This is a genomic window from Paenibacillus sp. FSL R7-277, from assembly GCF_000517965.1.
Classification (GTDB): domain Bacteria; phylum Bacillota; class Bacilli; order Paenibacillales; family Paenibacillaceae; genus Paenibacillus_AQ; species Paenibacillus_AQ silagei.
On the sequence record NZ_ASPX01000065.1, the window covers coordinates 1 to 17,875 of the forward strand.

A 17,875-nucleotide genomic window follows, 5' to 3' on the forward strand; every position below is an offset into this window, starting at 1 on the left:
GCACCTGCGCCAACAGCGGACGCGGCGTCAGGCCCCGCCGCCTCAAGCAGCGTCAGCCACCCTTCGGCGGCTGACTGGCCATGACCCAGCACGGCGGCGATCCACCGCCGCCGCAGCCGCTCCCCGGCGCCGGAAGCCTCCGGCCGCGCCGAGGACAATGCCGCGTCCCAGGCTTCGCGGACGCGGAGCACGGCGACGATGCCAGTGCGCGTCGCCCCGGGGAACGTCCATGCCCGCAGGAGCTCGTCGGCGCACTGCGCCGACGATCCCAGGGCATGCAGCAGGAGCGCCCAGCGCAGGCGGGCGCTCTCCAGGTTCCCGAGACCGGCGAGGCGGGCGGCGGCAGCCGCCAGGTCCCGGCCGGTCCAGGGGAACGGCGCTTTGCCGCGCGGCAGCAGGCCGCTGCGCAGCAGGAGCCCCAGCCCGCGCTGCGGGTGCGGGCCTTCCAGGCTGCGCTCCACCTCGGCGCGCACCCGCTCCACAGCAATATGCGCCAGCTTGTCACGCTGGCGCAGCAGACCGCGCCAGGTATTCTTCGCAATCGCGAAATCCAGCACGGAAGCAAAACGTACGCAGCGCAGCATCCGCAGCGCATCCTCCTCGAAGCGTTCCTCCGCTTCGCCTACACAGCGGATCACGCGGAGCTTGAGATCCCGCTCCCCCCCGAAAGGGTCAATCCGCCCGCCGTCAAGGCCGCAGCAGATGGCGTTGATCGTGAAGTCACGGCGGCGGAGATCCTCCCGCACATCCCTGACGAATACGACATGCTCCGGACGCCGGTGATCGGCATAGCCGCTCTCCGTCCGGTAGGTCGTAACTTCCAGGCTGTAGCCCTCCTGCAGCACAGTGATCGTGCCATGCGCCAGTCCGGTAGGGACGCAGCGCGGAAACAGGGCCATCACCTCCTCCGGCAGTGCGGAGGTAGTGATGTCTATATCATGCACCGGACGGCCCAGCAGCTCATCGCGCAGGCAGCCGCCGACGAAATAAGCTTCATGGCCGCCTGCCACTAGGCCTGCAACAACAGTCCCGGCGGCTTCAGCCATGCCGGGTGGTGCCATTCTCCATTCCATATCGTACTCCTTACCCCAGAATCGGGTCTAATCCGGATACCTTGCGCCCGAGCACACGGTAATAAATATCTTCATATTGATTGGTGATCATATCTCTGCTGAAATCATTGCAGGACCGCTCCAGGCATGCGCGCCGGAAGCTCTCAGCCATCGCCTCATCCGAGAGCAGCCGGACGGCATATTCTGCCATCGATTCCGTATCGCCGACTGGCGCAAGGAATCCGGTCTTGCCATGCTGAATCAGCTCCGGAATCCCACCAGCCTGCGAGCCAATGGTCGGAACGCCGCAGGCCATCGCTTCCAGGGCGACCAGCCCGAAGCTCTCCTTCTCAGAAGGCAGCAGCAGCAGGTCCGCCAGCGAGATCACCTGGGCAATCTCGTCCTGCTTACCCAGGAAACGGACATGATCGTCGAGGCCCATCTCGCTGATCTTGGCTTGAATCTTCGGCAGGTCAGGGCCTTCGCCGACCAGCAGCAGCTTGGAAGGCACCTGCCGGTTCACCTTGGCGAACACATCCACCACATCACTCACCCGCTTGACCGGGCGGAAATTGCTGATATGCATCAGAATCTTCTCATCCGGGGCCGCGAAGTCGCCGCGCAGATCCGTTACATCCCGGGGATAATAGACACGCTTATCTACGAAATTATAAGTCAGATCAATTTCACGCGTAATATCAAGCGCCTTGCGGGTCTCCTTGATCAGATCACGGGAGACTGCGGTCACCGCATCACTCTCGTTAATGCCCAGCCGGATCAGATCCTTCAGGGATTCATCCTGGCCCAGCACTGTAATATCCGTACCATGCAGCGTGGTAACCACTTTGATATCATTACCAAGGATCTGCTTGGCCAGAAAAGCACATACCGCATGCGGAACCGCATAATGCACATGGAACAGGTCCAGATTTTGCATTTTGGCTACCTGCGCCATCTTGGTCGCCAGCGCCAGATCATATGGCGGATAGCGGAATACATAATAATCGTTAACCTCTACCTCATGGTAAAAGATATTTTTCTGAAACGTTCCCAGCCGAAACGGGATGCTGTGTGTGATAAAGTGAACCTCATGGCCTTTTTCAGCCAATAGTTTGCCCAGTTCAGTTGCCACCACGCCCGAGCCGCCTAGAGAAGGATAACAAGTGATGCCTATCTTTAGCCGCTCCATAGCTCCGCCCCTTCAATTTTAACTTAAGTCTATTACTTCAAGTAACGATATGAATTAATTATAGTTGTTTTCCGGGCGTTGTCGAGTGGCAACCTCTATTTGCGGGCAGCACTGAACAAATCTACGGTATACGGAACCTTGCCGGCGAACCCTTCGGCATAAGGAATGAGCCTCCGCTGACCGAGCAGCATGTCTCTGGAACGGACGCGTTCGATATACCCTTCCGTCAATGGCGTTGCAACGGCATCTTCACCCGGAGCGAGTCCAAATTGGGAACGGTAGCAGGACAATGCCTGCTCCTTCAGCGGATACTGCGCAGTCACATCTACGATTAGATCCGTCCGTCCGAGATCATTAATGAAGTAGAAATATAACCCAGGCTCGGGGATAGCGGGCTTGTCCGGCATATATTTGCGCAGCTTGGCATTAAATACTGCTTCCTCCACCAGCTTACTGCAGGCAATATGATCAGGATGGCGGTCTTCCCAGTAAGGGGCAAATACCATAGACGGGGCATAGCGGCGGATTTCCGCTGTTACTGCCGCCAAATGGCCCTCTGTCATATACAGGCCACGGTCAGGCAACCCCAGATTACTCCGCACCGCAGCGCCCAGCACTGCGGCAGCCTGCTGTGCTTCCTGTTCCCGCAGCTCCACCGTGCCGTTCGAGGACATCTCTGCCCGGGTCAGATCGCACATTCCTACCTTGAAGCCGGCAGCAGTATGCTTGGCAATGGTCCCTGCCATGCCGATCTCGGCATCATCTGCATGCGCGCCGAATACCAGAATGTCAAGCTTCATGACTCGTCCACACCCGGCTTGTATTTATGTACCAGCTCACGCCAGCCGAAATCTCCCCGGTCAATAGCCTTCACCAGAATTTCTGCTGTAGCAATATTCGTAGCCACCGGAATCCCGTACACATCGCACAGACGTAGCAGCGCTGTAATATCCGGTTCATGCGGCTGGGCCATCAGCGGGTCACGCAGGAAAATAATTAAATCCAGCTCATCCGTAGCCACCATCGAGCCGATCTGCTGGTCGCCGCCAAGCGGCCCCGACATGTAACGGTGAATGGAGAGCTTGGTCACTTCCATGATACGCTGGCCCGTGGTTCCGGTGGAGAATAATTTATGCCCTTCAAAAACATGCTCATAAGCAGTTACGAAATTAACCATTTCATCTTTTTTGCGGTCATGTGCGATAAAAGCAATTTTCAACATTCTGTTTCTCTCCCCGTCTATTCTATAAAATGCTCAAAGCCGTAAATCAAGCCGGTATAGCCCATCACCTTTTGAATCCCGAGCTTGACTCCAGGCATATAACCCGCGCGCTCATAAGAGTCATGACGGATCTTCAGCGACTGTCCGAACCCGCCGAATACAACCTCCTCCTGGGCAAAAACACCCGGAAGACGCACGCTGTGAATACGGAAGCCGTTATAATACCCGCCGCGCGAGCCTTCAATAATCTCTTCTTCCTCAGGATGTCCCTGACGGAGCTCCTGCCGCGCCTCAGAGATCATCTCTGCCGTCTTAATCGCTGTTCCTGACGGAGCATCCAGCTTCTGGTCTCCGTGATATTCGATAATTTCGAGATGAGGGAAATACTTTGCGGCCTGGGCAGCGAATTTCATCAGCAGAATCGCACCGATGGAGAAGTTAGGCGCAATCAGTCCGCCGATTCCCTGCTCCTGGCATTGCTTGTCCAGCCCGGCGATCTGCTCCGGCGTGAAGCCGGTGGTACCGATAACCGGACGGACGCCGTATTTGACCGCCAGCGCAGTATTGCTATATGCAGAGTGTGGAAGCGTAAAATCAACCATTACATCCGCCTCTGTATCTGCAAGCGCAGTCTCCAGATCCGGAGTCACAAGTACACCGCAATCCTCAAGACCAACCAGCCGTCCGGCATCTCTGCCATGTGCAGAGCGGTCAACCGCTGCTGCCAGCTCGAGTTCATCATCCTGCAATACCAGCTTCACAACCTCTTTGCCCATTCTGCCTCCGGCTCCGGAAACAATAATCCTGATCTTGTCACTCAAATGAATTCTCCCCGCTTTCCCTGGCTCTGTTATTATTGTATATAGTGTTGCAGCGATTTCTGCAGATCCTTCATCAGCAGACGCAGTCCGCTGTCATCCGGGTGCAGCGACATAACTTCTTTCAATACCGCAATCGCCTGCAGATGTTCATTCATCCGGCTGTGCGCAATTGCCAGCCATACATAAGCATCCCCGTAGAGAGGGTCAAGCGATACAGCTTCCTTGAGCAGCGTAATCGGATGGTACGGATTCACACTGTCCGCTGCGTCATCCTCCAGCAGCCGCTTCGCTTCCTGCACAAGCTTAAGAGCCTGCAGATGCTGAAGATGCAGCTGATACTCCGGTTTGGTTCCATCCAGTCTGCGTGCGGCTACAGCATGTTCAAGCGCTTTGTCCAGCATGCCGCTGCGGGCATAGGTAATAGCGCAGCGGTATCTGACTTCCGCATCATCGGGACTTGCGGCAATGGCCGCCTCGAACAAGGTGATGGCCTCAGCAAAGTCACTGCGGAGTATTGAGCGGTAGGCCGCTTTTACATAATCATTATGGTCCATATCCTCACCATCCTTACGGCTAAATCCCGTTCGTTTGGTACAGCATATGTAGCATAGGCCTAATCGGTGTTTTTGGGCGTCCAGCGCCCGGCATCACGCGTATTGAATTTGTGCATAACCTTATTATGAGCCTCAGTTAAGTCGATACCAAGTGAATTGGCGAAACAAACGGTAATGAAGAGAATGTCGCCCAGCTCCAGCTCAATCGAATTATCAGCTTCATCTGCTTTTTTCGGCTTCTCGCCGAATTGATGGTTGACTTCGCGCGCCAGCTCCCCGACTTCCTCGGACATCCGGGCCAGCATCGACAGCGGACTGAAGTAGCCTTCTTTAAACTGTGAGATATAGGCATCCACCTCACGCTGAATGTCACCAAGACTTTTATCCATAAATTGCCCTTTCACCCCCGTGTGTTCTTGCCTTCTGTTTGCCCCTATGTTATCGTAAAGACGTTTTGAAGACAAATCTTTTTTGCAATGCCGCCTGGAGCTTGTGTGCTCTCCGGGGGGATCATTACATATAAATTGCCCATTTAGAGGCGTAGGCGAGGGATGTTATGAGTTCAACCATTAAAATCAGCACAGTCAGCAAAACAGTGGCCCCCATCATGCTGGGCACGGCCATCTACGCATTCGGACTCCTGTATTTCATTATTCCCAACCAGCTGATGGAGGGCGGAGTTACCGGGATTACCATCCTGCTCAATTACGCCTTTAACATCCCTATCTTCTTAACCACACTGCTGCTGAACCTTCCGCTCTTTCTGCTCGGCTGGAAGGTGCTCGGGGCGAATCAGATCGTCTATACCGGACTCGGCATCGGCTCCCTGTCTTTTTTCCTCTGGTTATTTGAACGGATGATTAAGGCAGGCTGGATTGTAACGTTCAGTACAGAGCATGATTTTATTCTTGCTTCATTATATGCAGGGGTTACCCTGGGTCTGGGCTTGGGGATTGTCTTCCGATTCGGAGGCACCACCGGGGGTGTAGATATTGTGGCACGGATACTCGGACGCAAGTTCGGCTGGAGTATGGGACAGATTATTCTGGCCGTGGATATCATCATTATCGGGGCTTCCCTGCTCTACATTCCCCGCGAAAAAATACTGTATACGCTCGTGGCAGTCTTCATCGCCTCACGTGTCATTGATTTCATCCAGGAAGGAGCCTACGCCGCCAAAGCCTTCACCATCATCAGCGACGAGGCTCCGCAGATTGCCGAGCTGATCACCGTAGAAATGGATCGCGGCGTTACCTTAATCCCGGCGATCGGCGCTTATTCCAAGCAGGCGAAGCATATGGTCTATTGCGTGGTCTCCAGACAGGAGATCCGCCGGCTAAGCCTGCTGGTGAAGTCGGTGGATCCTAAAGCCTTCGTCATTATCAGTGAGGTTCACGACGTTCACGGCGAAGGCTTCCGGGAGACCTAAACTATACACACATAAGGGCGGACCCCACAAGCCGGCAATGGCTGCTTGTGGGGTCCGCCCTCTTTGTATCCTCTGTTGCCGCCGCTCAAGCCTACACGGGTTTTAGATTCTGCTTCTGGCCGCGGTACTTACGGTAAGCCGTATACACGAGCACCGTAAGGATGAACGCGCCTGCCAGCAGGGCCCAGCCCCCGTATTGCTGCGGAGCCAGCGGCAGAGACAGGACCGGCTCGCTGCGGTCCTTGCCGAACATCACTCTTGCTGCATCCTGCCCATAGGATACAATCTCCAGCAGGCGGGCCCGTTCCACGGGCTGCTCCGAGCCTGCCACCCCTCCTGCGTAAGACATCCAGGAATCAAAGGTGCTCACCGCCTCAGCAGGCCGGGAGATGATCACCGCAGGCCGGATATTCGCATACCGGCTCTGAAGTCTTGCCAGGGCCGCTGTCCAGCTCTTCAGATCATTCGCGGCAGCGCTTTGCTCCATATCGTTCAGATCCTCACGGACCAGCTTATAGTACTGCAGCCACATGGGCTGGCGGGGGTGATTCAGGCTGTTAGCGGCAAGCCGCAGCTTCGCCGCTGCCGCTTCCCATCTCTCCGGGGACGGCTGGGCCGCAGCCAGTGCCGACTTCATGTCCAGGATCACAGAGGATAGTGCATTGACCCCCTCCACTGAGGTCATCCCTTCAAAGGACGAAGAGATGAAGATCTGCGAGACCTCCTCTGCCTCCTGGCGGGCCTTCAGCACATCGCCTTCAAGCACATAGCCGTATAGAGCTTCCGCAGCCTGCTCCAGCCGCTGCGCTCCGCTTCTGGCCGTGAGAGCAGCGGGATCACTGGGTACACTTCCGGCTGCTTCTATGTAAGCTGTACTTCCCTGGTCTGCAGCGGCATCCCCTGCTTCAGCCTGAACACGGCCTCCGCTGATACCGGCCAGCAGCCAGCACAGCAGAATTCCTGACAGTATGAATACTTTTCTGCGCGGCATAAGACATCCCTCCCACCTTAATGTATGGCGGAAGGACAAGAGTTAGAACAGAGACTCAGTGCTTCATGGCAGTTCTGTCCGGAAGTGCGGGACGCCTTGTCCGGCCGCAGAATAGCCAGGCAGCAGCCGTACTGAACAGTGTAAGCCCCATGGTGAGGTACTGAACAGCGATAAGATCATCATCAAGCACAGAAGGCAGCCATGGATACACGCCTTGTGAATAATCCACTATATCATTAGCGAATGTCCACGCAAGCGCCACAGGCAGCATTCTCCGGAAGGTGAAGAACCGGGCATAGATCAGAGCTTCCACAGCCATTCCGGTGTGGGAGATCATCAGCATCCAGTCCTTCCAGGTGATGGAATCTCCCTGATAACCGCCGGCCACAATGATGCTGACCGCCCATATTCCGTACTTCACAGAGGTTAGGACTGCCAGCGCTTCAATCAGCTCACGTATCAGCGTCCCCGCAAGCCCTCTTGGCGGATACAGCAGCAGCAGTAATGCAGCCGTGAAGAACAGACTGGCCGTAGGGCTGTCAGGAACGAACGGCAGTAGCCAGAGCGGTTCAGTCTGCGCCGTGAACGTGAGCTGGTTGCCATACCACATATATCCGTAGACCGTTCCGAGCAGATTCACGATAAACAGCACCCATATTATTCTTCGGTCCCTAAATAATTTCTCAAACCAATGACCCGGCATACAAACAACTTCCCCCCGACTGTTGAAGCTTCATGACATAACAAAAACCTGAGCGCATACACGATCAGGTCCTGCGTTACTGTTATTTTACTGTCCGCTTTTTTGTTTGGCAAGCCAGCCGGCCAGCTCATCGATATCCTGCTCGGTCAGCCCTGCCCCCATAGCCGTCTCCACCATTGGCGGCATCTGACCCTTACCTTCTTTTATAATAGTAAGAATCGCCGCCTTATCATGCTTATCGCCTACACCCCGAAGCGAAGGAAAACTGCCGGAGCCCTTCATATCTACCGCATGGCAGGTTATACAGGTTGCTTGCTTATAGAGTGCCATCGCCGGATCATCCTTGTCCACAATGGCAATATCCTTCGGCTTGACCGCACTTGTGGTTGGCAAGCCCGCCGCCCTGTTCTCGGCCGCTTTCTCCTCGCGCTGAACATCCTCAGGAATCTGGCCGGTTTCAGCCATCTCATGCTTGTATTCTGTCCAGGCTGTGTTGGTCAAATAGACGATTGCTGCGAGAGACAGGAACATCAGCGAGGACGCAATCGGTCTGCGGTAGAACCGCCGCTCGGGGCCCGTATCCAGGAAAGGCGCCAGCAGCAGCGCCCCGAAGGCCACCCCAGTCACACCAAGCGTTCCCAGCACGATATAGTCACCTGATGCATAAGGAAGCTTCAAATACTGATAGAGGAAGAGAAAATACCAGTCGGGAATCGGAATTACCGTTGCTGCCGGATTGGCAGGGAACCCGAGCGGAGCCGGCTCTGAGATGGTCAGAACCAGAATTCCCACCAACACCACTACACCAACCATCCATTCCTTGAGCAGAAAGTTAGGGATAAAGGCTTCCGATTTGCCCGGATACGCCGTATAATCCGGCGGGGTAATGAATCCGTTTCCTCTTCGGACCCGGGAATCCCCGACGAATATCACCTTCTCTTTGGAGTCGTCTCCGTGTGCCATGACCGTGCCTCCTATACGTTATTTTACAGCGGACCGGATATGCCTTGTCTGCGGATCATAATGAAGTGCCCGACAAGCAGTATAAGCAGAACCGCCGGGAGGAAGAATACATGTAAGGCGAAGAACCGGGTGAGCGTCTCGGCGCCGGCAATACTGCCGCCCTGCATCAGCTCCTTGAGCACCGGCCCCATGAATGGAACCGAATTGGCGATCTCCAGCGTAACCTTGGTGGCGAAGTACGCCTTATTGTCCCATGGAAGCAGGTAACCGGTCAGTCCCAGTCCCAGCATGACAAAGAAAATCAGCATCCCCACTACCCAGTTCATCTCGCGCGGAGCCTTATACGAACCGGTGAAGAACACACGCATCGTATGAAGGAACATCATGACAATGACGAGACTCGCGCCCCAGTGGTGCATGCCGCGGACGATTTTACCGAAGGCGACCTTGGTCTGCAGATATTCCACGCTGGCGTAGGCATTAATGATATCCGGGACATAATACATGGTCAGAAACATTCCTGAGAGTATCTGGATTACAGTGATGAAGAAGGTTAGTCCGCCGAAGCAGTAGACAAAGGCTGAAAAGTGGTGTGCGGGATTGACATGCTCGGGGACCTCGTGGTCGGCAACATCTCTCCAGATCGGTGTAATATCCAGACGTTCGTCAATCCAGTTATATACGTTTTTGAACACGCCGTTCACGCCTCCTTCGCCGAAACAGTATTAGGGACGATTTCACCGAGATATACCCAGCCTCCGTCAATCTTGGTGGTGTACTGGTCCAGCGGCTTGGCAGCCACGGCCAGTTGCCGGCCCTGCTTCGTATAGCGGGCGCCATGGCAAGGGCAATGATATTCATCAGGATGCGCCTTGTTATTATTCCAGCCTACGGTGCAGCCCAGATGCTTGCAGATCGGTGAAAGCGCATAAATATCTCCGTTCGCGTCTTTACGAATCCACGCCGTAAGCATCGCTGTACTGGCATACCATCCGTCCTGCTGCGGAAGCTCGAAGGTGAACTCCTGGGGCTCTTCGGTAATTTTGGACGCTTCCGCTACCTTGATGAATTCTCCCTCGCCTTTTTTCTGCAGAATCGGATCTACAGCAAACCGGACCATCGGCAGGATAACTCCGGCACCCATAAAGGCGGTAGCCCCTCCTAGTGTGTAGGTCAAAAACTGTCTGCGTGACATCTCGTTTCGGCTGGGCGGTTCTTGCGGAAGTGATTCTTCTTCTTCATTAAGGCTGCTCATACTGTATGTAACCCCCTTTTCAAAATGTGAGAAGGCACCTGCAGAGTTGTTGCATAGGTTTTTTAGGTAAAAATTCCGTTTTCAATGAAAAATATCACAGTTCATATAAGTTCATCCTAATCATAGCTTAGGGTCTAAAACCCGTCAAGAATATTGTCTAAATTGTGACAGGCGTTTAAGGTGCTTTTTTGATAAATTGTTGATTTTCCGTCACATTTAACTCATTTCCCATTCTCCCATAGGGCCTGGATTTCACTCCGCACATACACGCTTACCGAGGCTCTGGAATCGGCCGCTATCTCAGGCAGGCAAAGGAGTAAATCGCTTTCAAATATCTCCTCCCTGCGCAGCCCCTCATTGGCAGACATCACGATGGCGTACTGGAAGCCGCTGGATTTGACTTTTCGGCAAAGCTCATTCATCAGTACTGTCATTCCAGGCCCTGCATACTGTACCGCCGGATAAGTCACGACCCGCCCTTTGTACGGTTGCTCGGCCAATTCCAGGAAATCACGCTGCCGTTCAAGTAACTTAACTGTCTCAGGCGGAGTCTCCGTGCCTTGAAGTCCGCTATACGGAATGATGCAGGTATCATAGTATTGTCCATCGGTCTCCCAGGCTCTATTGTCAAAATCACTGAATTTCATAGATTCGCCCCCTCTAGCCGCATCACGCAGCATGCATTTAACTTTAAAAGCATCATAAACAAGTGTATACGGCTTGGCAATCCTTAATTTCAGCAGAAAAAAAGAAATGCGCCAGGCGCATTTCCTATGCCAAACTTTTCAGTTCTTCAGTCAGATTCCGGAAAGCCGCCTCATCACCAGCAGCCAGCGCCGTGTCGATCTTCCGGTACAACATGTCGGTACGACGCTTTCTTAACGCTTCATCCCACACCATTTCCGCAGCCAGCCCCAGCATCACTTCATAAGTAGCCTTCATTTTGTCCATTCGATACACCTCCGCTGTTTAAGAAATTCCGTATTCCAATGCTTTTTTCACATAGCTTTCACTTGTGCGTGCCATCCTCAGCAGATCCTGCTCAGTCAATTCACGGACCACTTTGGCCGGTGTGCCCAAGGAGAGCGTATACGGAGGAATGATGGTATTCTCGGTTACAAGCGAGCCGGCTCCTACTAAAGCATATTCACCAATCTCTGCTCCGTTCAGTACAATTGCACCCATTCCGATTAATGTGCCCTTGCCTATCCGGCAGCCGTGGATGATTGCTGAATGCCCGACCGAGATGTCATCCTCCAGCATCAGCGGCAATCCGTCCGCCACATGGCCGACCACACCGTCCTGGATATTGCAGCGCTCCCCGATGATCACCGGCGCCAGGTCACCGCGGAGTACGGCGTTGAACCAGACACTGGATTGTTTGCTTATTCTTACATCGCCAACGAGCTTAGCGCCTTCCGCCACATAGACTGTCTCGTCAAGCTGCGGTATGTAACTCCCATAGGCAATCCGCATCTCTCTCCTCCTTACCTGAGCAGATGCTTCGGCACAGCCGCCTCACATCCCCAGGGTGTCATCATGACCACTGTTCCTGCGGGTTCCTCACCAAGCTTAAGCATGCCCAGATGCAGCATCATCCGCAAGATTCGCTGTTCGAGAATGGAAGCGGCATCATCGTAATAAAAGGGCTTGATCAGCCAGCCGATTCCTTCTGACAGCGAGGCTGTGGTCACCCATCTGCCAGCACTTAGACTAATCCAGTAGACCAGCGAAGGCAAATTGGGAATAGCCCCTTTATACAGTCTTAACCAAAAGGAGAATAACTGCATCAGCTTTTCCGATTTCCCCTCCGCCAGAAAATGCCCGCCTGCCGCTGTAAGCTGCAGCCTGTAGCCCTCCTCGGAGATCCAGCGGCGGTGGCGGGCATAATCGTACAGCAGGGCAAATCTCGGCGGATAATGCTCACAAGCCCTGCCGTAGCCGAACCTCCAGCCGCCCTTGCCGAGTAAAGGCTCTGCAATCTGCAGCGCATTCATCACTCCCTGCTGATTGCGCTTATAGAGCGCGCCTTCCTGGTTCAGCTCAGGCTCATTCTCCTTCACATACCGCAGGAACAGCAGCAGATCTCCGGCCAGCAAATCCCCCTCCCCCCTATACACCGCCGGCTCCGGGCCCGGAACAATCCGCTCCTGCAAATGCTGGCCCATCTGCTCACGGAAGCGCTTCTTCAGATCCAGCGGCACCTGGAACAGATACCGGCTCTGCTGGGAAGCTCCGCTGAACAGCCAGCCGCTGTTCTTAAGCCGGCTGACCAGCTCGCGGTAGTCACCGCTTTTGCCGGGCGGGGCATCGAAGGAAGCCTGCCTGGCTGCAGCCAGCAGATCCTCCAGGCTGAAGTGGCTGCGTTCATCGAAGAGCAGGCTGTTCAGCAAACGCAGCTCTCCCGGGGAACTCCCCTTAATATGGGACTCCATGAACTCCCGGCTGCCCAAGGTGATCAATATACTCTGAATCAAATCATGTTTGGAATTCCGTTTGCATTCACACTGATAGCGTCCCGCAATGGCGGTCAGCTGACCAATGTCTGCATAAGTGAGCATATCCGCCAGATTCATCTCTCATCGCCTCACTGTTTTACTACCATTATGGGAAATACAGCCCTTTTTATTCCTTTTGCCGCAAAAAAAATAACCCGAAGGGTCGGGTTAATGCTGTTTTTGTAAAATATGACGGGTACAGTTGTACAATAAAGGATTCCATTCCTGCTCGTTCTTCTCCAGAATCGTGAGTGAGAGATTGCCGAGCCGTTCCGAATATTTGTCTTTGTAGAGTGCGGTGTAGAGCTGTGCAAGGAATCCTCCATGGGAGATGACCAGGACATTCTTACCCGGGAACCGGGCCGTCATATCCTCCAGGAACGCAAGCCCCCGGACCTGAAGTGCCTCATCGCTCTCCTGTCCCAGAGACAGCAGCTTCCAATCCTTGCCCCACTTGGCTTCACGGGCTTCGGCTGTCATGCCCTCCACCTGGCCGTAGGCACGCTCACGGATACGGTCATCCGGCTCAAGTAAAGGAATGCCCAGCTTGGCCGCTACGATCTTGCCGGTCTCTGCTGCACGGGACAGACTGCTGGTAATACAATAGTCCCAGTGATAAGGCTCCTGCAGCAGCCGGTCACCCAGCATCTCAGCCTGCCGCCTGCCTTCATCATTCAGCGGAATATCACTTTGTCCCTGAATTTTACCTACTGCATTCCAATCCGTCAGCCCATGGCGTATTAAGCCGATCAGCATCGCCTATCACCGTTCCCTTCCCTATTTATGTTTGCTTAATAATGTAACACGAATGAAAACAAATGTCTTCTTTTTTAGAACAAGTAGGAAACACATACATTCTTGTATTCAAATCAAAAACCCTCTTCTCCATGCTCGGGAAGGGGGTTCTCATTGTCTGCGGTACCGGTTCAGACGGACCAGCAGGAATATGGATAATCCGACGCCCAGCGTCGACAATACCATCCAGTACTGCGGATGAGCAGGGCCCATATTGGCCACCAGTGGCTCAATAATCCCGCCCTCAGACTCCACCGGATATGAAGATGACCAGTCCAGGGTTAAGCCTGCCACACCTGTCTCGACGATCCCGCTCTGTGCCGCTGTCGTATTCGAGGGGGTCTTGAACACGGTGAAATATAAGAAGCTTGAGATAAACACGGCTAAAAAACAGGCAATCCAGAGGCTTAAGCGATGCCGGAATACTGTAGAACTCCCCGCAGACTTCCCGTCACCGGGCATAAGCCAGGGGCTCTCCAGATAGATCCGCTCCATAACCTTACTGTTAATCGCTTCTGCCCGCTCATCGCTGACATCGAATCTTGTATCCTGCATAAGCTCACTGGTCTCCTGCCACAGCGCCCATTCGGCACTGCAGTAGGAGCAGGTTGCGATATGTCTCTCAAGTCTAATCCGCCTGGGATCTGTGGGGGGAGCGTCCCACAAGTGTGGAATGGAATCCTGCGCTTCCCTGCAATTCATAGGCCTTACACCCTCTCAGCCTGCTCTTCAAATTCAGGCTCATAGAAATAGGATTCGAGCTGGAGCTTCACACTGCTCCTTGCCCGGAACAGCAGTGACTTCACTGAGCTGACGCTCTGATCCAGAATCACGGCAATTTCCTGATAATCCATCTGATCATATTCACGCAGAATCAGCGCGGAGCGCTGCTTCTCCGGGAGATTGTTAATCGCTTCGCGAACAAGCTCCATCCGTTCCTTGCGCAGTGCTGCCTGTTCCGGGGCAACATCAAGCGGTGCCACAGGTGTATAGCCGCTCTCTTCAAGCGACACATTCCCGGCACGGTTCTTGCGAAGCTCACTGAGCACTGTATTGCGGGCAATGGTGTACAGCCATGTGGAGAAAGAAGCATCCACTTCCCGGAAGGAATGAAGACTCCGGAAGGCTTTGTAGAAGGTCTCTGAACAGAGGTCTTCGGCAATCAGCTCCATATGGGAGTTCTTCAGCATGTGGTACACAAAAGCCAATATTTTGCGTTGATATCGTCGCATGAGTTCCGAATATAATTCTGTATCGCCTTGCTTGATTAGCTGGATCAACTGGGAATCCGTCATGGTGAGTCGGCCCTCCTCGCCCTTGCACGTGTAATCCCGTCCGGTCCGTATCTACTTATACCGGGCAGGTAACAAAAAGTTGCGGCATACCTTCATTTTTTGCAGCACAAAAATCCAATCTTCCTATGTATATTCAACTTACCGTTATTTAAGGCTTCCAACCTTCAATTCCTTTTGTAAGACAGAAGAATGGCAGCATTCTCCTTACAGGACAACACAGCCCGTCTCCACTTGTTCAGCAAGCGGTTACCTATACTTGGAAGGAATCTATAAACATACTTAACCCAGTATAGCATAGTTTCTAACGGGAGGAAATTAATAGACTTTGAGAGACGGGCAGACAGTCCGATGAAAGCGGTCTTATTTTCTTTAAATAAAGTGTTGACAAAATGTAAACGGATACATATAATAAAAGTACAGTATGGTTTCTCTCCACTCCTATCCAAACACTACACGGTTCCAAGAAATTGTGAACTGTAACCGCTTATTATGTAAGCGGTCTTTTTTTTGTCCATTTTTACGAACATTTGGGTATTTACTGGCCGCTTGTTTACTGCCGGAGCCTGGGCGCCACCTGATAGCAGCAATTGGATTTCCTACAGTTATTTAGGATGTGTTATTCTTTTCCGGCACAATAGTTGGACAAACAACACTTATTTCCTCGCCTCTCCCACAGCATGGCGGAAACTAGCAATATTAGTTGCTGTTTTTCCACTTGCTTCCTGATATCCGGCAACTATTGCTGAATTAAGTTACGTTTCTCCACTTACTTCCTGGAGGAAGCTGTTAATTTCAAAAAATAAGAGCCGGGGCATCCGTCCCCGGCTCTTATTTTGCTTTCTACATATATTTTACATATATACGGTATAATCATTCTCCTGCAGCAGAATTCTGGCCCGCTCCATATCGTTCTCCTGGCGGAAGGACAAGCGCATGATCCCGGGAACATCCTCGCGGCTCTCAATAATCTGCACGTTGCTAAGGTTGATGCCCTGGTCGCCCAGCTCCGTAGCAATCCGGCCGATAATGCCGGGGTGATCGGGAACATCAATATGCAGATCGAACAGCGGAGTGATCATGCCCTTGCGCCGCTCAGGAAGCTGGCTGCGGAATTGATTCGCCTCCTGGAAGGCCGACTCGATCCCTGCACCATCCCCGCTCTCCAGCAGATGGATGAACGAGGACACCTCATCGTTCCAATCCTTCAGCAGCCGCAGCATCACAGAGCGGTTATTCAGCAGAATATCGCGCCAGATGATCGGATCGCTCGAAGCAATGCGGGTAATATCACGAAAGCCCCCCGCAGCCAGCGTGCTGTACAACGAGTCCGAATGATCATATGCATGAATCTGATTGACCAGGGCTACCGCAATAATATGCGGCAGATGGCTGATCGCTCCAACAATCTCATCGTGGCGCTCCGGATCAAGCCGGACTATCTGCGCTCTCGTATGCAGCAGGAGCGACTCCAGAGCCTGGTAGGCAGCTTCCGGCACGCCAGGCGGAGGTGTAAGCACGTAATACGCATTCTCAAACAGTAAGGAGGAGGCTGCCTCTACGCCTGAACGCTCCGATCCGGCCATGGGATGGCCTCCGATGAAATGTACACCGGGAATATCCAGTGTAAGGGCACACTCCGCGATGCTGGCCTTGGTGCTGCCGACATCCGTAATAATGCAGCCCTGCTTCAGCGGCAGCCTGCTTAACCGCTGAAGATAGTCCTCAAGCATGCCTACCGGCACACACAAAAAAATATAATCCGCATCCAGTGCAGCTTCCTCAAGTGAGAATGTAGCCTGATCAACCACACCTCTGCTCACATATTTAGCAGCAGATTCAGGGCGGTGGGCATGGCCTACAACGGTCAGACCCTCCTTGCCTTTGAAGCAAAGGGCCAGTGAGCCGCCGATCAGGCCGACACCGAAAATTGCTATTTTTGTCGTCATGTTCTTAGTACTACCTGCCTTCTGTGGTATCGTCAATCCAGCTGCTGAGCCCTCACGGTTATGCGCGAACTTCCTGCTCCTTCAGCGCCTGCTCCAGGGCAGCTACGAAGGCTGTGTTCTGCTCGGCGGAGCCGATGGTCACCCGCAGGTAGGTCGGATACCGGTGGAAGCCTGTTCTGACGATGATTCCCTGACGCAGCAGCGTATCGAAGACTTCAGCAGCCGGCTTGCGTACATCCACCATAATGAAGTTCCCGTGAGCCGGGAACGACGTAAGCCCGAGACGCGCGAATTCCGCCTCAAGCTGCACAATCCCTGCACTGTTAAGCGCACGGCACTGCTGCACATATTCCTGATCGGAGAGCGCCGCCACCGCTGCCACCTGAGCCAGGCGGGTCGTATTGAACGGCTCGCGCACCTGATTAATCAGGGAGATTACCTGGCTGCTGGCCACACCATAGCCGATACGGAGCGCCGCAAGACCATAGATCTTGGAGAAGGTACGAAGGACTACCAGATTAGGGTATTTGTCGATCAGCTTAATGCCGTCGGTGTAGCTGAGATCCGTTACATATTCGTAATAGGCTTCATCCAGGACTACCATCACGCCGGCAGGTACTGCATCCAGGAACGAAATCAGGGCGTCCTCGGGCACAATGGTACCGGTTGGATTGTTGGGATTGCAGATCCAGATGATCTTGGTCCGGTCTGTAATCTTCGCCAGCATTGCATCCAGATCATGCGTTCCTTCTTTAAGCGGGACTTCTATAGTTATAGCCCCTTCGATATCCGCATTGCTCTTATATACGGAGAAGGTCTGATCGGCCATAATCGTCTCGTCACCGGGCAGGAAGAAGGCACGGGCAATCAGAGCAATAATCTCATCAGATCCGCATCCGAAAATAATACGCTCACCCGTAACGCCCAGATGCTTAGCCAGCGTCGCTGTCAGCTCAGCGGCAGAGCCGTCCGGGTATAAAAAGAGATTATCCAGCTCCGCTACAATAGCGGCCTTCGCACTTGGTGCAGCCCCGTAAGGGTTCTCGTTGGATGCCAGCTTAATGACTTCGCTTAAGCCCAGCTCCTTCTTGACTTCTTCAATCGGCTTCCCCGGCTTGTAGACAGGAAGGTCAACGATATTCGGTTTTGGATTCATGGGTGA

At 53.6% G+C, this 17,875-nt stretch carries 22 protein-coding genes; 1 reads left to right on the forward strand and 21 read right to left on the reverse strand.

Features of this window, described 5'->3' with window-relative positions:
• From C173_RS18530 to C173_RS18560, 7 genes are all read right to left on the reverse strand, one after another.
• The coding region (locus C173_RS18530) for a CCA tRNA nucleotidyltransferase (RefSeq protein ID WP_036727252.1) at window positions 1-1,073 on the reverse strand (1,073 nt) is incomplete at its 3' end.
• Window positions 1,074-1,083: 10 nt separating this feature from the next.
• The gene (bshA, locus tag C173_RS18535) at window positions 1,084-2,241 is read right to left on the reverse strand and encodes an N-acetyl-alpha-D-glucosaminyl L-malate synthase BshA (RefSeq protein ID WP_036727254.1); all 1,158 of its coding nucleotides are present in this window, start codon (window positions 2,239-2,241) and stop codon (window positions 1,084-1,086) included.
• A 95-nt stretch (window positions 2,242-2,336) separates the two neighbouring features.
• Window positions 2,337-3,041, reverse strand: coding sequence for a bacillithiol biosynthesis deacetylase BshB1 (gene bshB1 / locus C173_RS18540; protein WP_036727256.1), 705 nt, complete (start codon window positions 3,039-3,041; stop codon window positions 2,337-2,339).
• Window positions 3,038-3,463, reverse strand: a complete 426-nt coding sequence (gene mgsA / locus C173_RS18545; protein WP_036727258.1) for a methylglyoxal synthase — start codon at window positions 3,461-3,463, stop codon at window positions 3,038-3,040. The genes bshB1 and mgsA overlap by 4 nt, the downstream gene beginning before the upstream one ends.
• Before the next feature lie 17 nt (window positions 3,464-3,480).
• The gene (dapB, locus tag C173_RS18550) at window positions 3,481-4,284 is read right to left on the reverse strand and encodes a 4-hydroxy-tetrahydrodipicolinate reductase (RefSeq protein ID WP_036727259.1); all 804 of its coding nucleotides are present in this window, start codon (window positions 4,282-4,284) and stop codon (window positions 3,481-3,483) included.
• Window positions 4,285-4,316: 32 nt separating this feature from the next.
• Window positions 4,317-4,838, reverse strand: coding sequence for a tetratricopeptide repeat protein (locus C173_RS18555; protein WP_036727261.1), 522 nt, complete (start codon window positions 4,836-4,838; stop codon window positions 4,317-4,319).
• A 59-nt stretch (window positions 4,839-4,897) separates the two neighbouring features.
• Complete coding sequence (locus C173_RS18560; RefSeq protein WP_036698080.1) at window positions 4,898-5,227, reverse strand: nucleotide pyrophosphohydrolase; 330 nt, start codon at window positions 5,225-5,227, stop codon at window positions 4,898-4,900.
• A 167-nt stretch (window positions 5,228-5,394) separates the two neighbouring features.
• Here C173_RS18560 and C173_RS18565 point away from each other — a divergent pair, with 167 nt between their 5' ends.
• Entirely contained in the window at window positions 5,395-6,267 is an 873-nt protein-coding gene (locus C173_RS18565; protein WP_200869567.1) for a YitT family protein, read from the forward strand.
• 91 nt (window positions 6,268-6,358) lie between these two features.
• On the opposite strand, the gene C173_RS18570 is transcribed toward C173_RS18565, so the two are convergent.
• The 14 genes from C173_RS18570 to hisC form a co-directional block, all read right to left on the reverse strand.
• Window positions 6,359-7,258 (reverse strand): sporulation protein YpjB, encoded by a 900-nt coding sequence (locus C173_RS18570; RefSeq protein ID WP_051478163.1) that lies wholly within the window; start codon window positions 7,256-7,258, stop codon window positions 6,359-6,361.
• A 55-nt stretch (window positions 7,259-7,313) separates the two neighbouring features.
• Window positions 7,314-7,961, reverse strand: a complete 648-nt coding sequence (locus C173_RS18575) for a DUF1405 domain-containing protein (RefSeq protein ID WP_036727263.1) — start codon at window positions 7,959-7,961, stop codon at window positions 7,314-7,316.
• A gap of 87 nt (window positions 7,962-8,048) precedes the next feature.
• Window positions 8,049-8,924 (reverse strand): menaquinol-cytochrome c reductase cytochrome b/c subunit, encoded by an 876-nt coding sequence (locus C173_RS18580; protein ID WP_036727265.1) that lies wholly within the window; start codon window positions 8,922-8,924, stop codon window positions 8,049-8,051.
• 23 nt (window positions 8,925-8,947) lie between these two features.
• Window positions 8,948-9,619, reverse strand: a complete 672-nt coding sequence (qcrB, locus tag C173_RS18585) for a menaquinol-cytochrome c reductase cytochrome b subunit (RefSeq protein WP_036727267.1) — start codon at window positions 9,617-9,619, stop codon at window positions 8,948-8,950.
• A 5-nt stretch (window positions 9,620-9,624) separates the two neighbouring features.
• A complete protein-coding gene (locus C173_RS18590; RefSeq protein ID WP_036727269.1) occupies window positions 9,625-10,179 on the reverse strand; it encodes a ubiquinol-cytochrome c reductase iron-sulfur subunit in 555 nt (184 codons plus the stop codon).
• Between the two features lie 221 nt (window positions 10,180-10,400).
• Window positions 10,401-10,826 carry a DUF2487 family protein gene (locus tag C173_RS18595; RefSeq protein ID WP_036727270.1) on the reverse strand — a complete coding sequence of 142 codons (426 nt, stop codon included), beginning with the start codon at window positions 10,824-10,826 and terminating at the stop codon, window positions 10,401-10,403.
• Window positions 10,827-10,950: 124 nt separating this feature from the next.
• Window positions 10,951-11,130, reverse strand: a complete 180-nt coding sequence (locus C173_RS18600) for an IDEAL domain-containing protein (protein WP_036698090.1) — start codon at window positions 11,128-11,130, stop codon at window positions 10,951-10,953.
• Between the two features lie 18 nt (window positions 11,131-11,148).
• Window positions 11,149-11,655 (reverse strand): gamma carbonic anhydrase family protein, encoded by a 507-nt coding sequence (locus C173_RS18605; protein ID WP_036727272.1) that lies wholly within the window; start codon window positions 11,653-11,655, stop codon window positions 11,149-11,151.
• Between the two features lie 11 nt (window positions 11,656-11,666).
• On the reverse strand, window positions 11,667-12,755 hold the full coding sequence (locus C173_RS18610; RefSeq protein ID WP_036727274.1) for a hypothetical protein: 1,089 nt from the start codon (window positions 12,753-12,755) through the stop codon (window positions 11,667-11,669).
• A gap of 90 nt (window positions 12,756-12,845) precedes the next feature.
• Window positions 12,846-13,433 (reverse strand): histidine phosphatase family protein, encoded by a 588-nt coding sequence (locus C173_RS18615; RefSeq protein WP_036727275.1) that lies wholly within the window; start codon window positions 13,431-13,433, stop codon window positions 12,846-12,848.
• A 150-nt stretch (window positions 13,434-13,583) separates the two neighbouring features.
• Window positions 13,584-14,027, reverse strand: coding sequence for a hypothetical protein (locus tag C173_RS18620; RefSeq protein ID WP_051478164.1), 444 nt, complete (start codon window positions 14,025-14,027; stop codon window positions 13,584-13,586).
• A 152-nt stretch (window positions 14,028-14,179) separates the two neighbouring features.
• Complete coding sequence (locus tag C173_RS18625; protein ID WP_036727278.1) at window positions 14,180-14,767, reverse strand: RNA polymerase sigma factor; 588 nt, start codon at window positions 14,765-14,767, stop codon at window positions 14,180-14,182.
• 851 nt (window positions 14,768-15,618) lie between these two features.
• A complete protein-coding gene (locus tag C173_RS18630) occupies window positions 15,619-16,713 on the reverse strand; it encodes a prephenate dehydrogenase (protein ID WP_036727280.1) in 1,095 nt (364 codons plus the stop codon).
• A 58-nt stretch (window positions 16,714-16,771) separates the two neighbouring features.
• On the reverse strand, window positions 16,772-17,869 hold the full coding sequence (gene hisC / locus C173_RS18635) for a histidinol-phosphate transaminase (protein WP_036727281.1): 1,098 nt from the start codon (window positions 17,867-17,869) through the stop codon (window positions 16,772-16,774).
• Window positions 17,870-17,875: the final 6 nt, after the last annotated feature.

Coding starts and splice junctions, on each gene's coding strand:
- bshA (WP_036727254.1), bottom strand. CDS start 2,241: ATGGAGCGGCTAAAGATAGGCATCACTTGTTATCCTTCTCTAGGCGGC.
- bshB1 (WP_036727256.1), bottom strand. CDS start 3,041: ATGAAGCTTGACATTCTGGTATTCGGCGCGCATGCAGATGATGCCGAG.
- mgsA (WP_036727258.1), bottom strand. CDS start 3,463: ATGTTGAAAATTGCTTTTATCGCACATGACCGCAAAAAAGATGAAATG.
- C173_RS18555 (WP_036727261.1), bottom strand. CDS start 4,838: ATGGACCATAATGATTATGTAAAAGCGGCCTACCGCTCAATACTCCGC.
- C173_RS18560 (WP_036698080.1), bottom strand. CDS start 5,227: ATGGATAAAAGTCTTGGTGACATTCAGCGTGAGGTGGATGCCTATATC.
- C173_RS18565 (WP_200869567.1), top strand. CDS start 5,395: ATGAGTTCAACCATTAAAATCAGCACAGTCAGCAAAACAGTGGCCCCC.
- C173_RS18570 (WP_051478163.1), bottom strand. CDS start 7,258: ATGCCGCGCAGAAAAGTATTCATACTGTCAGGAATTCTGCTGTGCTGG.
- C173_RS18575 (WP_036727263.1), bottom strand. CDS start 7,961: ATGCCGGGTCATTGGTTTGAGAAATTATTTAGGGACCGAAGAATAATA.
- C173_RS18580 (WP_036727265.1), bottom strand. CDS start 8,924: ATGGCACACGGAGACGACTCCAAAGAGAAGGTGATATTCGTCGGGGAT.
- C173_RS18590 (WP_036727269.1), bottom strand. CDS start 10,179: ATGAGCAGCCTTAATGAAGAAGAAGAATCACTTCCGCAAGAACCGCCC.
- C173_RS18595 (WP_036727270.1), bottom strand. CDS start 10,826: ATGAAATTCAGTGATTTTGACAATAGAGCCTGGGAGACCGATGGACAA.
- C173_RS18600 (WP_036698090.1), bottom strand. CDS start 11,130: ATGGACAAAATGAAGGCTACTTATGAAGTGATGCTGGGGCTGGCTGCG.
- C173_RS18605 (WP_036727272.1), bottom strand. CDS start 11,655: ATGCGGATTGCCTATGGGAGTTACATACCGCAGCTTGACGAGACAGTC.
- C173_RS18610 (WP_036727274.1), bottom strand. CDS start 12,755: ATGAATCTGGCGGATATGCTCACTTATGCAGACATTGGTCAGCTGACC.
- C173_RS18615 (WP_036727275.1), bottom strand. CDS start 13,433: ATGCTGATCGGCTTAATACGCCATGGGCTGACGGATTGGAATGCAGTA.
- C173_RS18620 (WP_051478164.1), bottom strand. CDS start 14,027: ATGCAGGATACAAGATTCGATGTCAGCGATGAGCGGGCAGAAGCGATT.
- C173_RS18625 (WP_036727278.1), bottom strand. CDS start 14,767: ATGACGGATTCCCAGTTGATCCAGCTAATCAAGCAAGGCGATACAGAA.
- C173_RS18630 (WP_036727280.1), bottom strand. CDS start 16,713: ATGACGACAAAAATAGCAATTTTCGGTGTCGGCCTGATCGGCGGCTCA.
- hisC (WP_036727281.1), bottom strand. CDS start 17,869: ATGAATCCAAAACCGAATATCGTTGACCTTCCTGTCTACAAGCCGGGG.